Origin of the sequence: Enterobacter cloacae complex sp. 2022EL-00981 (assembly GCF_028737495.1) — a bacterium.
GTDB classification, from domain to species: Bacteria; Pseudomonadota; Gammaproteobacteria; order Enterobacterales; family Enterobacteriaceae; genus Enterobacter; species Enterobacter cloacae.
The window spans coordinates 1-17,092 of sequence record NZ_JAQZRK010000031.1 but is presented as its reverse complement, the minus strand read 5'-3'; the positions used below and the strand labels follow the sequence as shown (position 1 = coordinate 17,092).

The window sequence follows — 17,092 nt, the reverse complement described above, 5'->3', positions numbered from 1 at the left end:
GGGAACAATCTGGCGTAAAAAAGCCGGGCATGCCCGGCTTTGTATTTCAGAGGTCTGGCAATCAGGAGACGTGCTGCAGAAACTCCTGCAAACGCTGGCTTGGCGGGTTTGCAATCAGCGCCTGCGGGTTACCGTCTTCTGCGATACGGCCTTTATCAATGAAGATAAGGCGGGACGCCACTTTCTCGGCGAAGCCGATTTCGTGGGTCACGATCACCATCGTCATGCCCTCCTCGGCCAGATCCTGCATGACTTTCAGCACCTCGTGGCGCAGCTCCGGGTCGAGTGCGGAGGTTGGCTCATCAAACAGCATCATTTTCGGTTTAACCGCCAGCGCGCGGGCGATAGCCACACGCTGCTGTTGTCCACCGGAAAGTTCAGAAGGGTAGTGGTGAGCACGTTCTGCGAGGCCCACTTTCGCCAGCAGATCTTTAGCTAGCGCTTCCGCCGCCGCTTTGTTGGCACCGCGTACGCGCAGCGGGCCAAACATCACGTTTTCCAGCGCCGTCAGGTGCGGGAACAGGTAAAACTGCTGGAACACCATGCCCGCTTCCTGACGAATCAGACGGTCATCCACTTTTGGATCATTTACCTTCAGACCATCGACGATCAGATCGCCACTGGTGATCTCTTCCAGCTTATTGATGCAGCGCAGCAGCGTGGATTTACCGGAGCCAGAGGGTCCGATAATGACAACCACTTCACCCTGTTTGATGCTCAGATCGATATTGTGCAGCACCTGGGTTGGACCAAAGTGCTTGGATACGTTTTTAAATTCAATCACAGGATTTTCATCCTTCTTTCAAGACGACGCAGAACGAAGCTCAGAACCAGAGTGATAATCAGGTAGACAACGGCTACCGCACTCCAGATTTCCAGCGCACGGAAGTTGCCAGCAATGATCTCCTGGCCCTGGCGGGTCAGTTCAGCAACGCCAATAACGATGAACAGTGACGTGTCTTTGATACTGATGATCCACTGGTTGCCCAGCGGTGGCAGCATGCGGCGCAGCGCCAGAGGCAGAATCACGTGACGGATGGTTTCGCGACGCGAAAGGCCTAACGCCAGACCCGCTTCACTGAAACCTTTATGAATCGACAGCACCGCACCGCGCGTAATTTCCGCGATGTAGGCACCTGAGTTGATCATAATGGTCACGACGGCGGCGCTGAACGGGTCGATGCGCAGGTCGGTGAAGGCCATTGGCAGGGCGAAGTAGATGAACATGACCTGTACGACAATAGGCGTGCCGCGGATCACTTCGATGAAAACCAGTGCGATGTGGTTTGCAATCCAGCCACCGTAGGTGCGGGCGAAACCGGCGACAAGACCGATAATCAAACCGCCAACCAGACCGAGGACCGAAATCCACAGGGTCATTTTAGCGCCTTCAAGCAAGAGAGGAATGGCAGGCCAGATGGCGCTCCAGTCAAACTGCATGATGTATTCCTGTATACCGTGGTGAAAAACGAAAAACGTAGGCCCGGTAAGCGTGAGCGTCACCGGGCGTTACAAACCTGAATTCAGGTAAAATTATTTAGGCTCGGTACCGAACCATTTTTTGTAGATTTCGTTATACGTGCCGTTCTCTTTCAGGGTTTTCAGCGCGCCGTTAACTTTCGTACGCAGGTCGTCGCTGCCTTTCGGGAAGGCAATACCGTACTGCTGTGCTTCCAGAGACTCACCGACCGCTTTGAACTTACCGTTGCCTGCGGTTTTGATGAAATAGAGGATGTTAGGCGTATCGTGCAGAACCGCGTCAGCACGGTTGGTGCCAAGTTCCATATAGGCGTTATCGATGTTCGGGAACTGGCGCAGATCTTTGGTTTTGATGTTCGCTTTCGCGTAATCAACGGAGCCGGTGCCGCTCTTCACCGCCACCACTTTACCGTCGAGATCTTTCACGCTTTTAACATCGTTATTGTCAGCTTTGACCATCACCAGCAGGCCGCTTTTGTAGTAGCCGTCAGAGAAGTCGATCGCTTTTTTACGCTCATCAGTAATGGTGATGCCTGCCAGGGCCAGGTCTACGTTTTTGGTTTGCAGTGCCGGGATGATACCGCTGAAGTCCATTGGCTTCAGGGTGTAATCCAGTTTGAGTTCTTTTGCGATTGCGGCCCACAGATCCACATCAAAACCAACGTATTTATCACCCTGTTTGAATTCAAACGGAACAAACGCCGTGTCGGTGGCTACAACCAGTTTATCGGCGGCCTGAGAAGAGACCGCAAAAGCCAGGGTAAGTGCAGCCAGTGAAACTTTTAATACAGACTTCATAGCATTTCCTTTTATATCCACGGGGCGATCCCCTGCGAGAACGACAGGCACAATGAAAAAATCGTGCCAACTTTACAAGCTGTTGTTTTGCAAAGGGGAGGATGTCATGCATTGCACAATAAACGTGGCAATGATGTCTGATTGCACCAAGGTGGAGCACCGTTTTGGTGCGCGTCGTTTGGCTCAACTGACGGGGAGATATTTAGCGCAAATAATGATGAAAAAACAATCTTCCGTTAACGGTTGTGTGAGGTGATTATTACATTTCTTTCACTTTTGCAGCGTCTCAGTGGAAAAGTGTGCACCATAAATGTGCAAAACCCTCACCGGAGGCGAGGGTTTGATAGAAAATTCGTATGGATTATTCGATGTTAGATTCGATAAACCACAGGAATTGATCCAGGTCGCGAGACGCGGCGGTGAAGATATCCGCAGTATCTTCGTCTTTAGCCTGGCTAATTGCTTTACGCACGTCGTTAGCCACAATCGCATAACGGTCTGCCAGCTCTTTCAGGTGATCCTGAACGGTGTGAATATCCAGCGGATAGCTTTTCAGTGGCGTTTTGCTGTTAATCACCTGCGTGGTACCCAACGCCACACCGCCTAACTGCACGGCGCGTTCGGCCATGGTGTCCAGGTGGGTGACCAGTGCTGTGCGGAAGCCATCCAGCATTTCATGAACGGCAATAAAGTTTGCACCGCGCATATTCCAGTGGGCCTGTTTGGTGATCAGCGAAAGATCGATGAACTGGATCACCTGGCGATTCAGCAACTCAATCGTTGCTTTTTTGTCGCTGTCCGATACATCGTTACGGGTATAAAGCAGATTAGACGCTTTCGTTTTCACCAGTTTAGCGGTACTCATAATCTCATATCCTCTTGATGTTTATGTCCCAGGTAATTACGGAACTAAGTATAGCACCGGATTTTTTCCCTGCGGTTTGGCTGTGCCTATTGGTTTAATAGCAAGAAGGGAGTTGAATTATTAACTGATTGAACTATATGGTGTTTTTTAAAATTGACACAGATCAATCTTAATTCTCTATTTCCCATTAAGGGCGAGAGAAATATGACTTTTCGATGACGAAGAATGTAAGAAATTATAAATAATACAGAACTGGCCTTTATTCTGCATGGCACCGAGGCCATGCAGAATATACGGTATTAGCGGATGTCCACTTTCTCAACTTTTGGCTCAGGGCGCATGGTGAGCGTTGACCCCATCGACGCCGCAATAATGGAGCACAGCGCCAGCGTCTGGGTAAAGGTGAGGGTTTCCCCAAGGAATACCATACCGGAGATGGCGGCCAGTGCAGGCTCCATGCTCATCAGGGTACCGAAGATGCGCGTCGGCAGCCGCGTGAGGGCAATCATCTCCAGTGAATAGGGCAGAGCCGTTGAGAGGATGGCGACAGCAAAACCCACCGGCATCACTGACCACTGCCAGATAGAGTCTGTCGCCTGAGCCATACCCAGCGGAACAAAGATGATGGCGGCAATGAGCGAGCCCAGCGCCACGGTCGCCGGGCCGTGCTCTTCGCCGGCGCGCTGACCCGTGAGGATATACACCGCCCAGCAGGCACCGGCACCCAGAGCCAGCGCGGCACCCGTCAGGTCGATTTCAGAGACGCTCTGGCCCAGTGGCAAGAGGAACCACAACCCCAGAACCGCTAGCACCACCCAGATAAAATCGACAGGCCGTCGGGAGGAGAAAAGGGCCACCGCCAGCGGGCCGGTAAATTCCAGCGCGACGGCAATCCCCAGCGGAATGGTCTGGATAGAGAGATAGAACATATAGTTCATGGCCCCCAGCGCCAGCCCGTAGAAGAGCAGCGGGAGGCGCTGCTCTTTTTTGACGCGCAACCGCCAGGGTTTAAAAATGACCACGAGGATCAGGGTACCCAAAGCGATACGCAGGGCAGTGACGCCCGGTGCGCCTACCAGTGGAAAGAGCGATTTCGCGAGGGACGCGCCACTCTGTATAGACAGCATCGCAATCAGAATTACAGCAACCGGCATCCAGACCGATGACGTGCGGGATATCCCTGGCATCCTTTCTCCTGTCAATTTTTGTCAAATAGGGTAAAAGCCGCAGTGTAATTGAAATATGGCGCAACGGTTGAGCTACTGTTGAAAAAAAACCAGGGAAAATCCGTAAAATGGATAAGCGTTGCTGGTTTTATCGCCTGTCAGATTAGGAATAATCTGGATGAATGTAACGGCGTTGACGCGCAGTATGAGTATTTAGCAACAGAAATCCTTTGTGATTTGAACAAGATAACTGATGCTGGAAACGTTCTGTTACAGGAAAGGTCCCGTTAGACATCACGAATCACAAAGAGTTTCGCAAATTTTTTTGATATATTTAAAACTTACGGATTTACTTGAAGCACATTTGAGGTGGTTATGAAAAAAATTGCATGTCTTTCAGCACTGGCCGCTGTACTGGCTGTTTCCGCAGGTACCGCTGTAGCTGCTACTTCCACTGTTACCGGTGGTTACGCTCAGAGCGATATGCAGGGCGTAATGAACAAAGCTAACGGTTTCAACCTGAAGTATCGTTACGAGCAGGATAACAACCCACTGGGCGTGATCGGTTCTTTCACCTACACCGAGAAAGATCGTTCTGAAAACGGCGCATACAACAAAGGCCAGTACTACGGCATCACCGCTGGTCCAGCTTACCGTATCAACGACTGGGCAAGCATCTACGGTGTTGTAGGTGTTGGCTACGGTAAATTCCAGCAGACCGAAAACCAGGGTCTGAACCGCACTGCAAGCAACAGCGACTACGGCTTCTCCTATGGCGCGGGTCTGCAGTTCAACCCAATCGAAGACGTTGCTCTGGACTTCTCCTATGAGCAGAGCCGTATCCGCAACGTTGACGTTGGCACCTGGATCGCGGGCGTAGGTTACCGCTTCTAATCACTTCGGTGAGCCAGTAAAAAATCCGCCCATGTGGCGGATTTTTTTTAAGCTTTTTCCCTCTCCCGTGGGAGAGGGCCAGGGTGAGGGCATCAGACCGCACAGCTTACTTACTCTTTATATCGAAAATATCCGTACCCAAATGGTTATAGTCAACTTTCTGTAACTTGAAGTTGGTAACGTACACTGGGGGAGCTTTCTTGTTTGAGATAAACGGGTAAGCATTTTTGATCTGCTCTGCTGAAATCCCCGTCCACTGCGAGAAGAACGTCAGGAAATCATTGGCCGAGCGGCGCGCGGTGATAATACGATGCTTCTTGTCATCACTCGACAGCACCATAAACGGTACCTGGAAGTTCTGCTGGAATTTATCGTCGTGCGCCAGATACTGCACCTCTTTACCGCGCTCTTTAAACGCCAGACCGTGATCCGAGAAATAAACCATCGAGAAACTCTCACCCGTATTACGTAGCTGATCGTACAGCTTGCTGAGCAGTTCGTCGGTTTGCGTCATGGTATAGAGATAGCAAGAGGTCTCTTTAGATTGCACAAACTCGGCGTATTTCCCCTGCGTGCGGTCACAGGCCTGAGGGTGCGAACCCATCAGGTGCAGGACGATCAGTTGTGGCTGCGTGCGCTGCGTGGCAAAAACCTGCGCCGTCATCTTGAGCAATGCTTCGTCTTTGGTATTTTTATCGGCTTCAAAATCCCCGTTTTTCAGGAACTGCACTTCATCGGCACGCTTCGCGATGCTGGCAATGGCGGTATCGTATTCGCCAATTTGCCCCTGATTAGAGAACCACCACGTCTGAAAACCGGCACGGTTTGCCAGCGTGACAAAGTTATCCTGATACTGTGGTTTGCCGTCGACAACGCGGTTCAGGGTCAGGCCGAGCGATTTCTGCGTCGAGCCGCTGGCCGCAATATAATCGGTAAACAGGGTACCGTTGACGGCGCTGGCGAACGGCGTGTTATCCCAGTGTCCGCCGAACGCGCCCATCGCATCGCGGCGTGCGCTTTCGCCGATGACGACCACATAGGTATGGTACTTCGGCTTCACCGCCAGCACGTTCCAGGTGTCTTTCATATTGGAGAGCTCAGCCATGCGCGCCTGCTCGTCGAGAACTTCCTGGTTATTGACGACAACGTCTTTTACAAAGCGGAACACCGGGTAGCCGGTATCCTTCAGCTTGAACACGCCGCCCCAGGCCAGGTTTTGCACGGGGGTGACAAAGAAGGTCACCACGCTGAATGCCAGGCATAGCGTCTCTATTTTTCCCCACGCTTTTTTCTCTTCGGGTTTACGACGCACCGCTATAACGCCAAGCGCAAAAATAAAGAGGCCGACCACGTAGCTGTACCACGGGAAGATCGTGAGGATCTCGGTCGACTCTTCCATGTTGGTCGAGTGCAGCGCCAGCAGGGTATTAAAGTTTGGCGAACCGTAAGCCTGACCAAACGGGAAATAGAGCGCAGCAATCAGGGAGCAGATGCCCACTAACATTTTTTGCGCGCGCGGCGCGGTACGCCACAGCAAATGCAGAATGCAGGTAAACGCAACGGCATACAGCAGGCTGAAGGGGTAACCCAGCGCAAAGTTAATCAGCAAGGATTGTAAAAAGTAGAATGCCGTCCACGGACTTAAGGCCCGACTGCGGGTAACAACGGTGTCTATCAGGGTTAAATTCATAGGTCACTATCATGCATAAAAACGCCATGTGCTCACCCTGGCGTCAAGGGTCATAACCTGCCTGACAGTGCGTGGAGAGGGAATGAGGGTCCGCTTCAGCGAGCCGCAAATTGTGCAGGGCTGCAAGAAGATAGTGCGAGCGCTAAATAATATCAACCGTTGCTAAGCAGATGTTTTGCGAAGAGGATTGCAAATCCGTAAAAAAAACCGGGAATAGGGCGGCCGGAGGCCAGTTTACAGCGGGAATATGACGGCAAAATGAAGCGGCGTACCGCAACGCCGCTTAGTGGGATGGTTTGTCGTCCTGATGCGGCTTGTTGTTAAACATATCGCACAGCATGTTCAACAGCATTAAGCGCACCCTGAAGGGGGAGTGAGTAAACACGGTCATACACCTCTTGAATTCGTTCATAAGACCTCCTGATTTTTGATCCCTTCGATCCGTGAAGGGTGACTGCATTACATACAGATATAGCACAGGCTATATTGTATAGCTATGGCTATTTCGTTAATTTTTTGTGCTTGTAGAGGTATGGTTTACAATGTGCGCTCTCGATACCGGGCGCTGGAAGCGTCACCCCACTGAGGAAGTACAATGAACCGTCGCGCAGGTAAGCCAACAATCAGAAAAACGACGCAACTGGTGAATGTGGAAGAGCACGTCGAAGGTTTTCGTCAGGTGCGTGAAGCCCACCGACGTGAACTGATTGATGATTATGTTGAGCTGATTTCCGATCTGATTCGCGAGGTCGGGGAAGCACGTCAGGTTGATATGGCGGCCAGGCTGGGGGTTTCGCAGCCAACCGTTGCGAAGATGTTAAAACGTCTGGCCTCCGTCGGCTTAATCGAAATGATCCCGTGGCGCGGTGTCTTTCTGACGCCGGAAGGGGAGAAGCTGGCGCAGGAGAGCCGCGAGCGCCACCAGCTGGTGGAGAACTTCTTGCTGGTGCTGGGCGTAAGCCCGGAGATTGCCCGTCGGGATGCGGAAGGAATGGAACACCACGTCAGCGAAGAGACGCTGGTGAAGTTTCGTGAGTTTACGCTTAAATATGGTTCCTCCGCTGAATGAAAATCCCTGGACTGCAGGCCCTCACGCGCGATCGCTTCTTTCATCTCTTATTGATTATTGGTGCAGGTTTAAGCCTTTTTGTGCCGTTTGCGCCCCAGGCCTGGCCTGCGGCGATTGACTGGCGCACCATCATTACCCTGAGCGGGTTAATGATGCTCACCAAAGGGGTGGAGCTGAGCGGCTACTTCGACGTGCTGGGGCGCAAAATGGTGCGCCGGTTTGCCACCGAACGCAGGCTGTCGCTGTTTATGGTGTTCTCCGCCGCGGTGCTGTCGACCTTTCTCACCAACGATGTGGCGCTGTTTATCATCGTGCCGCTGACGCTCACCCTGCGTAAACTTTGCGAGATACCGGTGAGTCGGCTGATCATCTTTGAAGCGCTGGCCGTCAACGCGGGCTCGCTGTTAACCCCTATCGGCAACCCGCAAAACATTCTGCTCTGGGGACGTTCAGGGTTATCGTTCGCCGCCTTTACCTGGCAGATGGCGCCGCTGGCGCTGGTGATGATGGCGTCGCTGCTGGCGGTCTGCTGGTTTGCCTTCCCGGATAAAAAACTGCAATACCACAGCGGCACAACCGGCCCGCAGTGGCAGCCTCGTCTGGTCTGGAGCTGCCTGGGGCTGTATATCGTCTTTCTGTTTGCGCTGGAGCTGCGGTATGAACTGGCGGGCGTGCTGCTCGTGGCGGCTGGTTTTGTCGTGCTGGCGCGACGCGTGCTGGTGAGCGTGGACTGGACGCTGTTGCTGGTCTTTATGGTGATGTTCATCGACGTGCATCTGCTTATCCAGCTCCCGGTGCTGCAACACGTGCTGCACAGCGTCAGCGGTCTGTCGCAACCGGGGCTGTGGCTGACGGCGATTGGCCTCTCGCAGGTCATCAGCAACGTGCCTTCTACCATTTTACTGCTCAACTATGTTCCGCCGGACACGCTTCTGGCCTGGGCGGTTAACATCGGCGGGTTTGGTCTGCTGCCCGGCTCGCTGGCCAACCTGATTGCCCTGCGGATGGCGAACGATCGCCGCATCTGGTGGCGCTTCCATCTCTGGTCGATCCCCATACTGCTCTGGGCTGCGGCGATCGGTTTCGGATTATTCCTTCTCATATAGTGCGCAATTTGTCAGTTTTTCCTGGCAAACGTATAGCAACGTCCTAGTTTTAGTGAACGGCATAGTGTGATGCCGCTCACTGACAGGACCGTTGCTGAACTATGGCTGAAGAACAAAACCCGCCTGCTGACGAGCAGGACAAAAACAATAATGAGCGTAAGCGTCCGGGCAAAAAACCGTTAATTATCCTCGGCATTGTCGTGGTGGTGATGGTCATCGTGGCGCTGGTCTGGTGGTTTTTAACCCGTAACGAAGAGACAACTGACGACGCCTTTACCGACGGCGATGTGGTGACGATTGCCCCTAAAACGGCGGGTTATGTCACGGCGCTACATGTGCGTGATAACCAGCGCGTGAAAAAGGGCGATCTGCTGGTGGTTATCGATCCGCGTGATACCACCGCCCAGCGCGATCAGGCTCAGGCCCAGCTTGGCCTGGCTATTGCGCAGCTGCATCAGGCCCAGGCACAGCTGGCGCTCTCGAAAGTGCAATACCCCGCCCAGCGCGACGAAGCCAAAGCGCAGGTGCTGAAAGCGCAGGCAGACCTCGCCAACGCGCAGGCGGAGTATCGCCGCCAGCGCGGGGTTGATCCGCGTGCCACCACCCAACAAAGCATTGATTCCGCCAACGCCCAGCTGCGTAGTGCACAGGCCGCTCTGGCAAGCGCGCAGGCCCAGCTGGAAGTGGCGGAGCAGGTACAGCTGCAGATCCGCCAGCAGGAGACCAACGTCGAAGCGCGTGAGCGCCAGGTCGATCAGGCTAAAGCGCAGCTGGAAACCGCTAACCTCAACCTCTCTTACACCGAAGTTCGCGCCCCGTTCGACGGGTTTGTCACTAAGCGCAACGTGCAGCCGGGTACGCTGGTACAGGCGGGCACGGCGCTGTTCTCGCTGGTCTCACCCAACGTCTGGGTGGTGGCCAACTTTAAAGAGTCTCAGCTTGAGCGCATGAAGCCAGGCGATAAGGTGGAGGTTTCCGTCGATGCCTGGCCAGATATGGCGCTTGAAGGCCATGTCGACAGTATCCAGCAGGGCAGTGGCTCGCGTTTCTCGGCGTTCCCGTCGGAAAACGCCACCGGCAACTTTGTTAAAATTGTCCAGCGCGTGCCGGTGAAAATCGTGATTGATAAAGGGCTGGATCCGAACAAACCGCTGCCGCTGGGGCTGTCGGTGGAACCGAAGGTCACCGTGGAATGACGGATCACAGCCACGACAACTGGAAGCCCGCCAGCAATCCGTGGGCGGTGGCGATTGTCGTCACGCTGGCGGTGTTTATGGAGATCCTCGACACCACCATCGTCAACGTGGCGCTGCCGCACGTGGCGGGCTCGCTCTCGTCCAGCTATGACGAGTCCACCTGGGTATTAACCAGCTACCTGGTGGCTAACGGCATCGTCCTGCCCATCTCGGCGTTTCTCAGCCGGGTGTTTGGCCGCAAGCAGTTCTTCCTGATTTGCATCGTGATGTTCACCGTCTGCTCGTTCCTGTGCGGGATCGCCACCGAGCTGTGGCAAATCATCTTGTTCCGTGTGATGCAGGGCTTTTTTGGCGGCGGCCTGCAGCCCACGCAGCAGTCGGTGCTGCTTGACTACTTTAAACCGGAAGACAGGGGTAAAGCGTTTGGTCTCTCCTCCATCGCCATTATCGTTGCGCCGGTACTCGGCCCGACGCTCGGGGGCTGGATCACTGACAACTACTCCTGGCGCTGGGTGTTCTTTATCAACATCCCGGTGGGGATAGTGACGGTGCTGGCGATCTACCAGCTGCTGGAAGATCCACCCTGGGAGAGCAAAGCTAAAGAGAAGCTGACTATCGACTGGACGGGGATCGGCCTGATCGCGCTTGGCCTCGGCTGTCTGCAGGTGATGCTCGACCGGGGCGAGGATGATGACTGGTTCTACTCGAACTTTATTCGCACCTTTGCGGTGTTAACGCTGGTCGGCATCATTGGCGCCATTTACTGGCTGATGTATGCCAAAAAACCGGTTGTTGATCTGCACTGCATGAAGGACCGCAACTTTACCATCTCCAGCCTGCTGATGGCGGGGATGGCGATGATCCTTTACGGCAGCTCGGTGGTGATCCCGCAGCTGGCGCAGCAGGATCTGGGCTATACCGCCACCTGGTCCGGGCTGGTGCTGTCGCCCGGCGCAGTGTTGATTGTATTGACCATCCCGCTGGTCCTGAAGCTGATGCCGGTGGTGCAGACGCGCTGGATCATCGCCTTTGGCTTTACCTGTCTGGCTGTGTCGTTCTTCTGGTCGCGCACGCTCACCCCGGATATCGACTTCGAAACGCTGGTGCTGTTCCGCAGCGCCCAGTCGATTGGGCTGGGGTTCCTGTTTGTCCCGCTGACCACCATTGCGTTTATTTCTATCCCGAGGCGGCTGAACGCGGATGCCGCAGCGCTGTTCACCATGTTCCGTAACGTTGCGGGCTCGATTGGCATATCGCTTTCCACGGCGGCCATCACCGAGCGCTCGCAGGCCCACAGCGCGCACCTTGCGTACCACGCCTCGCCGTTTAACGAGCAGTTCCAGCAGGCGATCCGCGAAAGCGCGCAGGCGATCCAGAACTTTACCACTCAGGTCGGCGACCCGACCGGCATTGCCACCGGGCGCATGTACCAGACCATGATTGAGCAGTCGCGCTTCCTGGCCTATATCGACGTATTCACCATTCTGAGCGTGGTGGCGCTGGTCCTGATTCCGTTTTGTTTGTTGCTCTCGCCGGTTAAGAGCGAGGGGAGTGCAGGAGCACATTGATGATACACAGACGTTTACACCCCCTGATGATAATGATGCTGCTGGCAGGTTGCGCCGTGGGGCCGGATTACCAGCCGCCTGCACCGCCTGCCGTCACGCACTGGAACGATAAAGGCGACAGCACGGTGAAATCACAAACCACCTCCGCTGCGACTAACCCGCGCTGGTGGAAAACGTTCGGCTCGCCGCAGCTCGACAGTCTGATTGAACGCGCCATCGCCGGGAATTTGTCCCTGCAGCAAACGGTGCTGCGCATCGCTGGTGCGCGCGAACAGATTAACCAGGCGGGCGGGGCGTTTTATCCGTCGGTCAACGGTAATCTGCAGGCGACGCGCCAGCAGCTCGGCCTGGAAGGTGAGCTAAAGTCTCATGGGGTTTACGACCAGCTTGATAACGTCGATCCGGAACTCAGGGGGGCGTTAGGGCCGCTGACGCAGCCGATCAACCTCTACCAGGGCAGCTTCGACGCCCAGTGGGAGATTGATCTCTGGGGTAAAGTTCGCCGTCAGGTTGAAGCTGCTGAAGCGCAGCAGAAAGCCGCTATTGAGCAGCGTAACGACGCGCTGGTCTCCCTTGAAGCCGAAGTGGCGCGCGCCTGGCTCCAGCTGCGCGGGGCGCAGAGCATTATTGCCACGCTGAACACCCAGATTAAAAGTGCGCAGCAAACGCTGGATCTGACCGAAAGTCGCCAGCGGGGCGGGCTGTCTCCGCAGATGGACGTAGAAAATGCGCGGGCGCAACTGGGCAACCTTGAAGCACAACTGCCGCAATATCAGGCGCAGGAGCGGCAGGCGATGAACGGCCTGGCGATCCTGCTCGGCAAGCCGCCGGGGGCGTTGGATGCGGAACTGCAGTCCGCCCAGCCGATGCCTGCGCTGCCGGATATCGTGCAAACGGGTATTCCATCCACGCTGGCGCGACGTCGTCCGGACGTGCGAGAAGCGGAAGCGAATCTCCATGCGGCCACAGCGCAAATTGGCGTGTCGGTGGCCGAGCTGTTCCCGAGCTTTACCCTTTCCGGGCAGTTTGGCCTGCGCAACAGCGAATCCAACTGGCTCACCGACTGGAGCAGCCACTTCTACAGTTTTGGTCCGCAGGTCTCCATTCCCATCTTCCAGGGCGGAAGACTGGTCTCCAGCGTGAAAGTGGCGCGTGCGCAACAGGGGGCGGCGGTGCTGGATTATCGCCAGACGGTACTGACCGCGCTGGGGGATGTTGAGAATGCGCTGGTGAGTTACCGCACCGATCAGCAGCGTGAAGCGGGTCTGGCGAAGACCATCGATGCGCTGCAAAACGCCTTCGATCTGGCCAGCGACAGCTACCGGCAGGGGATTGCCAGCTTTATCGACGTGCTCGACGCCCAACGGCAGCTGGCACAGGCCGAGCAGCAACGTGCCCAGGCGCAGGTGCAAAGCGCGCTCGATCTGGTGGCGCTCTATAAGGCGCTTGGCGGCGGCTGGGAGCCCTATCAGCAGGTGCAGTTACCGGATTACGCCGTCTTTGGCGATGCCCCGCGCGGATAATATTCAGAGGATTGGGCAAGAAACGGACAGGAACGCCACATTCGCGTTGGCCAGGGGGCGGGTATAACTATCAGGCACCCATCAAACGACATGTGAGGACTATCTTATGCGTTATCAAAAACTGGGCAATACCGGTCTGTTTGTTTCTGAACTGTGCCTTGGCACCATGACCTTCGGCGGTGAAGGTGGCATGTGGGGCAAGATTGGCCAGCTGCAGCAAAGTGAAGCCGAGCAGCTGGTGGGCCGTGCGCTGGATGCCGGGATCAACTTCATCGACACCGCGAACGTCTATTCCGAAGGCCGCTCGGAGGAGATCACCGGCCAGGCACTCAAGAACCTGAAAATTCCGCGCGAAAACGTGGTGGTTGCCACCAAAGTGTTTGGCGAAACGGGCACGGCGGGGTGAACTCACGCGGCAGCTCACGCTATCACATTATCAGCAGCGTGAAAGAGAGCCTGCGCCGTATGCAGCTCGACCATATCGATCTCTACCAGCTTCACGGTTTCGACCCCGCAACGCCGATGGAAGAGATGCTTTATGCCCTGGATAACCTGGTGCAGCACGGCCACGTGCGCTACATCGGTGTCTCTAACTGGGCCGCATGGCAGATCGCCAAAGCGCTGGGCATTTCCGAGCGACTGGGTCTGGCCCGTTTCGCGTCGCTGCAGGCCTATTACACCATCGCCGGACGTGATCTGGAGCGCGAACTGGTACCAATGATGCAGAGCGAAGGCGTCGGGCTGATGGTCTGGAGCCCGCTGGCGGGTGGCCTCTTGAGCGGGAAATATGGCCGCGACGGGCAGAGTGAAGCCGGTGGCCGTCGTCTGGAGTTTGACTTCCCGCCGGTGGAAAAAGAGCGCGCCTTCGATTGTGTGGATGTGATGCGCACTATTGCCGAAAGCAAAGGCGTCTCCGTCGCGCAAATCGCCCTGGCGTGGCTGCTGCATCAGAAGGTGGTGACCAGCGTCATTATTGGTGCCAAACGCGTCGATCAACTGGATGACAACATCGCCGCAACGGGGATCCGTTTAAGTGAAGACGAGCTGAAACAGCTTGATGCCGTCAGCGCACTGCCGCGCGAATATCCGGGCTGGATGCTGGAGCGGCAGGGGGAATATCGTCGTAATCAGCTCGCACAGCAATAACCGTCCTTTCCCCGGTGGCGCACCGCTCACCGGGTGTGGAGTCATATTAGAGTTATGTCGCTATTCATTTTTGGACAATTAAAGTTATGTCACTAAATATATTAAATATTTGATATATATAGATGTTATATCGAAGATCTTCTTTGAGAATCTTTTTGAACACTATTTTTTAAGAGCGTAAGATCTGGTTGGCAAAAAACGATGTGGATTGTATCTTTCGAGGACTACACTGTTGACCCTTGAAAATGTATCTCTTTATTGGTAAAGGGCATGAAATGTTGTTAAAAGACATAAAACGTCATAAGTCGCCAAAACTGCAGATAAAACCTGTGTAAGTATTTTGCACTTCTAAGCGAGTAAGGTTTAACAGTTTATAATCTGTTATATAAATAAACAGCTTATAGGCTGTTTATTTTTAAGCTGTATGTTTATATATATCAATACAATTGGTTATCACGAATACACAATACAACTTGAAAATTTAGAATCACTTACGCACCGATATGGTCGGTTTTTGCAAAGTCAAAGGACTTTTCAAAAGAGCGCATACAGGACGATTGGGGGTAACACAGCAAACTTGGAGACAAACCCCGAAATTGCAAGCTTTGAGTGTTTGTTTGGATTGTTTGACTTGATTATACACTTCATATTGTCCCCTACCTCGGAAAGCCCAGTAGCTTTCACTTCTCACCACGAAAAACGCCCTTGAATTCATGCGCCAGTTGAAGTACAAATCCGAATTGGTGGGGACGGCTCCTGGTTGCAATTGACCCGTTTATCCCGTCAACGAAACTTTGTGGCGGTTGCGTCTATACGCTGCCGAAACTGGTGCTTAACGTTCGTTCGTGGAATTGCCAGGAATGCGCAGAAACCCATGATCGTGACGTAAATGCCGCGAAAAATAATAAAGCTGCCGAGTTGGCAGTGTTAGTCCACTGAGCGGCTGTAAGCCCTGAAGTAGCTTAGTGGGGATTAGGTTGGTTGCCTTGATATGGGGCTCCTTGCCCTGAAAGGGCTAGGAGCAGTCAAAGTACGGTCGCTCGCTTAACATAACGGGTCATGGTAAATGGATATTAGCCCTGCGGAATATTGTGAAATTATAAATTGTTTTAATCACTTGCTAAGTTATAGAAAACCAGCTGAATATCTTAGACATCAGAGTAAAGCTGTTATCAATGATGATGATATTTTCGCTGTACAGAAATTTTTACCTGCCAACTATGCAAATTGTTCATTGATGATGGGCGAAACAGTTATAATGAATAGCCTGTTTGCAACGAGCGTAAAGGGCGCGGAAAAAGTCAGAGATATTCAAATGCTCTCGGATCGGCACGGATATACTTTACCCACTACGGTAGCCAGTTTAGCCTTACGGCAGAGTAGGGCAAATCAGGAATGGTATTCACAGTCAGATCCTATCTGGGTCGCTGCACCGTATCCTGCATCAACTTTTGCGCTTTATGAAATTGAATATAAAGGTGAATACGACCGAGTTCATGACTCTGAAAGGATCCTGCTAAATGTTATTCATAGTCTAATCGTGAACAAAGACTTCATCTTTGACCGCGTGATTTTACTAACTGAACGTATCCCATGCGTCAGTTGTACAAAGGTTATTATCGATTTTCTGACCCAACATGATGTTAAGTTGATTCTGGCGTACTGTTACTCCTCGGGGCGGGCATGGTCTGGCCGCGGTTATGAGAGCTTTAGCGAGCAACTAAAAACCGCACCCGATATTTTGGGACGTCTGTCGGTAAAACATATTATCGAGCTTCGGGGCGGAGTAATTGACGTTATAGACAGGACGGTAAATTGACTGCAACTCGCGGTGAATGAATAGACCTGCGAGATCGCGGGCAACAATGCGGGATTCACCGTGGCTAGTGCCTGATGAAGCGTGCCGGGATAAAGGCAAAGGTCGGGGAGCGAAGCCCACGAGCTCGTAAAGATGGAGCCAGTATCGTGACACCAACTGGCTCCAGCGGCGGTTCAACCGGAAGTACCGGATAAATGTTGGGTAACGGACATAGCTTATATCCGAACCCACGAAGGCTAGCCGTAGTTGTTGGACTGTTTTCACGCAAGGTAATCGGCTGGTAAATGCAACCCCAGATGACAAAAGAAATTGACCTATATGCGCTTCTGATGGCCGCGTGGCGACGTAAACCCCTAAAGTACCTACGTTCATTGATGAAAAGCAGGTAACTTTGTAAAATGTTTCAAGATGCCTAAATGGCCTTCAAACCCTGTTTCCGTTGCCCTGCAAAACTTGGTTAATAAGGGTTAACAGCTTGTAGACTGTTATGTGCATTAACAGCTTATAGACTGTTAATGCATTAAGTTTTGTATTCATATTAATCAGTACGGATTGTCATCATGAGCACTCAATACTATTTGAAAACGTTGAATCAGTTACGCCCCGTTCTGGTTGGTTTCCGCAAAGCTAGGGGACTTACTCAAAAAGTGAATCGCCACGGGTTTAACAGACACCTCAGAGTCATTTAAGATGGCTTAAAGAGAGGTGCCCATGAGCGGTAAGCGTTATCCCGAAGAGTTTAAAACTGAAGCAGTCAAACAGGTTGTTGATCG

Annotated in this window: 15 protein-coding genes and 3 pseudogenes; 11 read left to right on the top strand and 7 right to left on the bottom strand. The window is 53.4% G+C overall.

Annotation, left to right across the window (positions count from 1 at the left end; all coding sequences use genetic code 11):
- Positions 1-61: 61 nt before the first annotated feature.
- From glnQ to rhtA, 5 genes are all read right to left on the bottom strand, one after another.
- Entirely contained in the window at positions 62-784 is a 723-nt protein-coding gene (gene glnQ, locus PUZ33_RS20630; protein ID WP_013097465.1) for a glutamine ABC transporter ATP-binding protein GlnQ, read from the bottom strand.
- Positions 781-1,440: a glutamine ABC transporter permease GlnP gene (glnP, locus tag PUZ33_RS20625; RefSeq protein WP_003858462.1), complete on the bottom strand. Its 660-nt coding sequence runs from the start codon at positions 1,438-1,440 to the stop codon at positions 781-783. Before glnP ends, glnQ begins: the two co-directional genes overlap by 4 nt.
- Positions 1,441-1,533: 93 nt before the next feature.
- On the bottom strand, positions 1,534-2,277 hold the full coding sequence (glnH, locus tag PUZ33_RS20620) for a glutamine ABC transporter substrate-binding protein GlnH (RefSeq protein ID WP_013097464.1): 744 nt from the start codon (positions 2,275-2,277) through the stop codon (positions 1,534-1,536).
- A gap of 361 nt (positions 2,278-2,638) precedes the next feature.
- Complete coding sequence (gene dps, locus PUZ33_RS20615; RefSeq protein WP_013097463.1) at positions 2,639-3,142, bottom strand: DNA starvation/stationary phase protection protein Dps; 504 nt, start codon at positions 3,140-3,142, stop codon at positions 2,639-2,641.
- Between the two features lie 299 nt (positions 3,143-3,441).
- Positions 3,442-4,329: a threonine/homoserine exporter RhtA gene (rhtA, locus tag PUZ33_RS20610; RefSeq protein ID WP_013097462.1), complete on the bottom strand. Its 888-nt coding sequence runs from the start codon at positions 4,327-4,329 to the stop codon at positions 3,442-3,444.
- A gap of 354 nt (positions 4,330-4,683) precedes the next feature.
- Between rhtA and ompX the strand changes: the two genes are divergently transcribed.
- Positions 4,684-5,202, top strand: coding sequence for an outer membrane protein OmpX (ompX, locus tag PUZ33_RS20605; RefSeq protein ID WP_013097460.1), 519 nt, complete (start codon positions 4,684-4,686; stop codon positions 5,200-5,202).
- Positions 5,203-5,308: 106 nt separating this feature from the next.
- Here the strand turns inward: ompX and PUZ33_RS20600 are convergent, their stop codons facing one another.
- Together PUZ33_RS20600 and mntS are read right to left on the bottom strand one after the other, a co-directional pair.
- Positions 5,309-6,892, bottom strand: coding sequence for a phosphoethanolamine transferase (locus PUZ33_RS20600; RefSeq protein WP_058680894.1), 1,584 nt, complete (start codon positions 6,890-6,892; stop codon positions 5,309-5,311).
- Between the two features lie 283 nt (positions 6,893-7,175).
- Positions 7,176-7,304, bottom strand: a complete 129-nt coding sequence (gene mntS, locus PUZ33_RS20595; RefSeq protein ID WP_013097458.1) for a manganase accumulation protein MntS — start codon at positions 7,302-7,304, stop codon at positions 7,176-7,178.
- 183 nt (positions 7,305-7,487) lie between these two features.
- Here mntS and mntR point away from each other — a divergent pair, with 183 nt between their 5' ends.
- From mntR to PUZ33_RS20550, 10 genes and pseudogenes are all read left to right on the top strand, one after another.
- Positions 7,488-7,961, top strand: coding sequence for a manganese-binding transcriptional regulator MntR (gene mntR / locus PUZ33_RS20590; protein ID WP_013097457.1), 474 nt, complete (start codon positions 7,488-7,490; stop codon positions 7,959-7,961).
- Positions 7,958-9,067 carry an anion transporter gene (locus tag PUZ33_RS20585; RefSeq protein ID WP_058680893.1) on the top strand — a complete coding sequence of 370 codons (1,110 nt, stop codon included), beginning with the start codon at positions 7,958-7,960 and terminating at the stop codon, positions 9,065-9,067. Before mntR ends, PUZ33_RS20585 begins: the two co-directional genes overlap by 4 nt.
- 101 nt (positions 9,068-9,168) lie before the next feature.
- Positions 9,169-10,263, top strand: coding sequence for an HlyD family secretion protein (locus tag PUZ33_RS20580; RefSeq protein ID WP_029882857.1), 1,095 nt, complete (start codon positions 9,169-9,171; stop codon positions 10,261-10,263).
- Positions 10,260-11,831 (top strand): DHA2 family efflux MFS transporter permease subunit, encoded by a 1,572-nt coding sequence (locus PUZ33_RS20575; RefSeq protein WP_029882858.1) that lies wholly within the window; start codon positions 10,260-10,262, stop codon positions 11,829-11,831. The genes PUZ33_RS20580 and PUZ33_RS20575 overlap by 4 nt, the downstream gene beginning before the upstream one ends.
- Positions 11,831-13,354 carry an efflux transporter outer membrane subunit gene (locus tag PUZ33_RS20570; protein WP_038984969.1) on the top strand — a complete coding sequence of 508 codons (1,524 nt, stop codon included), beginning with the start codon at positions 11,831-11,833 and terminating at the stop codon, positions 13,352-13,354. Before PUZ33_RS20575 ends, PUZ33_RS20570 begins: the two co-directional genes overlap by 1 nt.
- Before the next feature lie 106 nt (positions 13,355-13,460).
- Positions 13,461-14,500 (top strand): annotated as a pseudogene (locus PUZ33_RS20565) (aldo/keto reductase).
- A 756-nt stretch (positions 14,501-15,256) separates the two neighbouring features.
- On the top strand, positions 15,257-15,439 hold the full coding sequence (locus tag PUZ33_RS25300; RefSeq protein WP_077898079.1) for a zinc ribbon domain-containing protein: 183 nt from the start codon (positions 15,257-15,259) through the stop codon (positions 15,437-15,439).
- Positions 15,440-15,566: 127 nt separating this feature from the next.
- Positions 15,567-16,319, top strand: a complete 753-nt coding sequence (locus PUZ33_RS20560; protein WP_023335007.1) for a deaminase domain-containing protein — start codon at positions 15,567-15,569, stop codon at positions 16,317-16,319.
- A gap of 180 nt (positions 16,320-16,499) precedes the next feature.
- A pseudogene (locus PUZ33_RS25295) lies at positions 16,500-16,672 on the top strand (IS3 family transposase); the annotation flags it as partial.
- A gap of 207 nt (positions 16,673-16,879) precedes the next feature.
- Positions 16,880-16,966 (top strand): annotated as a pseudogene (locus PUZ33_RS20550) (helix-turn-helix domain-containing protein); the annotation flags it as partial.
- Between the last annotated feature and the right edge of the window lie 126 nt (positions 16,967-17,092).